This window comes from Muriicola sp. (genome assembly GCF_049669965.1).
Lineage (GTDB): Bacteria > Bacteroidota > Bacteroidia > Flavobacteriales > Flavobacteriaceae > Muriicola.
Genome location: NZ_JBATLB010000204.1, coordinates 1 through 4,351, shown reverse-complemented (window position 1 = coordinate 4,351; position 4,351 = coordinate 1). Strand labels below are relative to the sequence as shown.

At 40.8% G+C, this 4,351-nt stretch carries 4 protein-coding genes and 2 pseudogenes; 1 reads left to right on the top strand and 5 read right to left on the bottom strand.

Going from position 1 to position 4,351, the window contains the following annotated elements:
• From WBM49_RS10570 to WBM49_RS10555, 4 genes and pseudogenes are all read right to left on the bottom strand, one after another.
• Positions 1 to 108, bottom strand: a pseudogene (locus WBM49_RS10570) (DUF937 domain-containing protein); the annotation flags it as partial.
• Positions 109 to 166: 58 nt separating this feature from the next.
• Positions 167 to 1,123, bottom strand: coding sequence for a D-2-hydroxyacid dehydrogenase (locus tag WBM49_RS10565; RefSeq protein WP_424372017.1), 957 nt, complete (start codon positions 1,121 to 1,123; stop codon positions 167 to 169).
• Between the two features lie 43 nt (positions 1,124 to 1,166).
• Positions 1,167 to 2,231, bottom strand: a complete 1,065-nt coding sequence (gene serC, locus WBM49_RS10560) for a 3-phosphoserine/phosphohydroxythreonine transaminase (RefSeq protein WP_424372016.1) — start codon at positions 2,229 to 2,231, stop codon at positions 1,167 to 1,169.
• Between the two features lie 76 nt (positions 2,232 to 2,307).
• Positions 2,308 to 3,366 carry an acyl-CoA reductase gene (locus WBM49_RS10555; RefSeq protein ID WP_424372015.1) on the bottom strand — a complete coding sequence of 353 codons (1,059 nt, stop codon included), beginning with the start codon at positions 3,364 to 3,366 and terminating at the stop codon, positions 2,308 to 2,310.
• Between the two features lie 126 nt (positions 3,367 to 3,492).
• Here WBM49_RS10555 and WBM49_RS10550 point away from each other — a divergent pair, with 126 nt between their 5' ends.
• Positions 3,493 to 3,843 carry a 4Fe-4S dicluster domain-containing protein gene (locus WBM49_RS10550; protein WP_424372014.1) on the top strand — a complete coding sequence of 117 codons (351 nt, stop codon included), beginning with the start codon at positions 3,493 to 3,495 and terminating at the stop codon, positions 3,841 to 3,843.
• A 9-nt stretch (positions 3,844 to 3,852) separates the two neighbouring features.
• On the opposite strand, the pseudogene WBM49_RS10545 reads toward WBM49_RS10550, so the two are convergent.
• Positions 3,853 to 4,351: pseudogene (locus WBM49_RS10545) on the bottom strand (carboxypeptidase-like regulatory domain-containing protein); the annotation flags it as partial.

Here is a 4,351-nt window from a genome sequence, read left to right as displayed (position 1 = left end):
ACTTAGTACATCGGCGGTTTTGTCTTCTGGCTGACCGGTTTGGCCGGCAACCCCGCTAATCAATTGTTTGCCCATTGGGCCGCTTAATAAATCTAATAATCCTGACATTGGTTTTGAATTTGTTCTTGATGAGTTAATATACGCTTTAAATGATATGTATGCTCCCTTAGGTAAGCAGATTTATGATCTGTTCTGCAAGTTCTGTCCCTATCCTGTCCTGAGCTTCGTCTGTTGCCGCTCCTATATGAGGAGATAAAGAGATCTTTGGATGCATTAAGATCCGTATCTCTGGTACAGGCTCAGATTCAAATACGTCCAGGCCCGCGAAAGCTACTTTGCCATTATCAATTGCCTCTATCAGAGCAACCTCATCAATTACCCCGCCCCGCGCGGCATTGACCAGGCCAACTCCCTGCTTCATCATTTCCAATTCCCGTTTTCCAATGACATATTCCTTTTGAGCAGGGACATGGAGGGTTATAAAATCAGAATTTTTAAGAATTTCTTCCTTAGAACTATTATTAAAAGTGAACGATACGGACTGTCCATCAAAAAACTGAAGATCTATCTTTGCGTCTTCAATAAATGGATCAAAATAAATTACTTTCATTCCAATACCGAGGGCAATCTTTGCTGTAGCCTGACCAATTCTTCCAAACCCAAGGACCCCTAATGTTTTCCCCCTCAACTCGGTTCCTTTCCCGTAATTCTTTTTTAAGACTTTAAAATTTCTATCACCTTCTAAGGGCATATTTCTATTGGCGTCATAAAGAAAACGAACTCCGCCAAATAAATGAGCAAAAACAAGTTCCGCCACAGAGCTAGAGGATGAAGCCGGGGTATTGATTACATGAATTCCTTTCTCCTTGGCATAGGCTACATCAATGTTATCCATTCCAACTCCGCCGCGACCAATGAGTTTCAGCCCGGGACAGGAATCAATGAGTTCACTCCTTACCTGGGTGGCACTGCGCACCAATAGCCCAACAACTCCTTCTTCATTAATAAAATTAACTAGTTGTTCCTGCGCCACCGTGGTCGTCAACACCTCATAACCCGCAGTTTCTAGCGCCTTAATGCCGCTTGCAGAGATACCGTCGTTTGCTAGTATTTTCTTACTCATAGAATTGCTGCTCTCTTTAATTAAAGTTGATTTCAATATTTCCTTAGGCTTTGCGTTCCAGATCACTCATTACATCAACCAGTACGCCCACACTTTCCAGGGATAAGGCATTGTACATAGATGCCCGGTAGCCGCCAACGGAACGATGTCCGTTAAGTCCGTTGATCCCCGCTTTTTTCCACATAGCATCAAATGTGTCTTTTAATGTATCATCGGTGAGCGTAAAGGTAGCATTCATAGTAGAGCGATCCTCTTTGTTGGCATATCCCTGAAATAAAGGATTCAAATCAATCTCAGAATAAATCAGTTTTGCCTTTTTTTCATTGATCTCTTCAATGGCCGGGATCCCTCCCATGTCTTTTAACCATTGCAGGGTAAGCATACAAACATAGACAGGAAAGACCGCAGGGGTATTAAACATGCTCTCTTTTGCAATGTGCACCTGGTAATCCAGGATAGACGGTATTTTCCGGGTTACTTTACCGAGTAGATCTTCTTTAACTATTATCAGGGTAGTACCAGCCGGACCCATGTTTTTTTGTGCCCCGGCATAAATAAGGTCAAATTTTGAAAAATCTAACTGCCTGGAAAATATATCTGAACTCATATCACAAACCACGGGAACCTTGGTGGTTGGGAAACTCTTAATTTGAGTTCCAAAGATGGTATTGTTTGAGGTGAGATGAAGGTAATCCAGATCGTTCGGAATATCAAAATCCTTTGGGATGTAATTAAAACCTTTTTCTTCTGAAGAGGCTAGTTCAATGGCGTTGCCAAGTATTGAAGCTTCTTTTAAAGCATTGGAGCTCCATGTACCGGTATTCAGGTAGCCCGCCTTATTTTCTAGCAGGTTATACGCCAGCATAGGAAATTGCAGGCTGGCACCGCCCTGTAAATACAACGCCTGATACCCTTTTCCTTCCAATCCCAAAAGCTCCAGGGCTAGTTCCCTGGCCTTATCCATAACAGCTACAAATTCTTTACTGCGATGAGAAATTTCTATAAGAGAAAGACCTATTCCATCTAGGTCGAGTACTGCCGCTGCGGCTTTTTGCATTACTTCGGCAGGAAGTATACAAGGGCCTGCGCTAAAATTGTGTATTTCCATAAGGTTTTGCGATTTTTGCAACTGTAAAGGTCCTAAAATAACCTGAGAAAGCAGGAGTATTTAGGGAATAATTGTCCTATGTTTTTAACAAGAATTCAACAGTGTCTGCACCATCGGCATAATCCGTTAAGCTGGGGGACTGAGTGTTCCCAAATATGATCTCATCATCCATAAACCCCTGTGAAACAATGCATTGTAGCTGTTCTCGATCAGCTTTAAGTTTTTTAAGCAAGGAGGTCGTGTCATTGTAATACTCATAAAATATGGTACTAATAGGCGAAGCGTAGTGTTTATCTTCCTTTAGCATACAAAAACCATTATCTAAAAACGAAAACTCACTCATTAGGTATACAGCCTTGTTGTAATCGTAATTGTTGTGGTATTTGTGGTGGTCCTTTAAATAAGAGTATGCTTCAATTGCCTTAAAAAATGCTCCAAAGTCGTACCCCAAAGGCACAAAGAGTTTGCTGACGCTTCTACACCCCAGACCGTAATACCTAAAGATATCCTCTCCCAAGTCAGCTAATTGTTTTTCGGTTTCTATCCCTGTCAACACGGCAATACTATTCCTGTTTTTTCGAATTATATGAGGCTTTTTCCCAAAATAGTACTCAAAATAGCGAGAGGTATTGTTGCTCCCGGTAGCTATCACAGCATCAAAATTGGTCAATGTGCCTTTTGCAATAGTTACAGATCCCTTTAAATCCGGCTGATGGACTTCTAACAACTTTATAAAGAAGGGCAGGAGGTCCTTGTCATTTGAAGATAGCTTTATCAAGGCCTTGTGCCCGGTGATTACAACCGCAATAAGATCGTGAAATCCAACCAGCGGGATATTGCCGGCCATAATGATGGCAACTTGTTTCGCTGATTTGGGTTTAATCTCATAGTTTGCAAGCCATGTATTAATTCCTTCGACAGTTAATACTTTTCCCCATGCAGAAAAAGAATATAGGAGATTCTCCTCGGTAAACCATCCGTTCTTATGTCCTGCCCTGACCACAATTTCATCCAGGTCTGAGAATCCGTTTAACTTGTCAGATACTGTGATATCCCCGGATCTGTAGCTACAGTAAGTGCGCAGAAATTCACCAAGTTTAACAAATGCTTGTATTCTTTCTTCAAGGGTCCCCATTATATTTGTAGAAAATGTGTTTCAGCTGTACCTTTGCCGCAAAAGTATGAAACTGAAACAAAAGTTAAACCTATTCCGAAAGGTTTCCTTAGGTTCAAAGAAATTGCTTAAAAGAAAAACAGAATTATGGCTATCATTATAACTGACGAATGCATTAATTGTGGGGCATGTGAGCCAGAATGTCCTAATACTGCCATCTATGAAGGGGCAGATGAATGGCGCTATAGCGATGGTACTTCATTAAAAGGGGATGTTTTATTACCCAATGGAAAAAAAGTGAATGCAGACGACGTGCAGGAGCCCATAAGTGATGAGATCTATTATATTTCCCCCGATAAGTGTACGGAGTGCATGGGTTTCCATGAAGAACCTCAATGTGCAGCAGTATGCCCTGTAGATTGTTGCGTTCCTGATGAGGACCACGTTGAAACGGAAGAAGTATTATTGGGCAAACAGCGATTTATGCATCCTGAATGATAGGACAGGCTAGTCGTTAGCTTTAAAATTCTTCATTTCCTCAAGAGGTTCAATGATTTGGTTGTTTTGCCAAATAGTGGGCTCAAATTGTTTTAAAAGACTATAGGGTATGACAGCTTGTTCCTTAAAGTTTTTATATTCTGTGGGGCTCAGTACTTCATTGTCAAGTAATAACAGCTCCTTTTTTTCACGTCCATCTCCTTCCAGCGTAAAATCAAAAATAACCTTGTTTCTCTCGTCACTATTTTCGATAAATTTAAGCGGTCTGTGTAAATATACGTAATTCCCAAATTCTCGTTTTATGTAGTAAGGATGGTATTTACCGTCTGTCCTGATCTTAAAGATGATGGTCCCCTGATTTCTGTTTTCAAGGTATTTTATCCCTAACAGGAGTTTCATATTAAATTTACGGCCTTCTCTTCCCTCACTAAAAGAGTAATCTGCTTTTAAGACGGCATAGTCATTTGCCGAAATGTATAATTTACCGGTAAATTTCGCTTTGGACTTT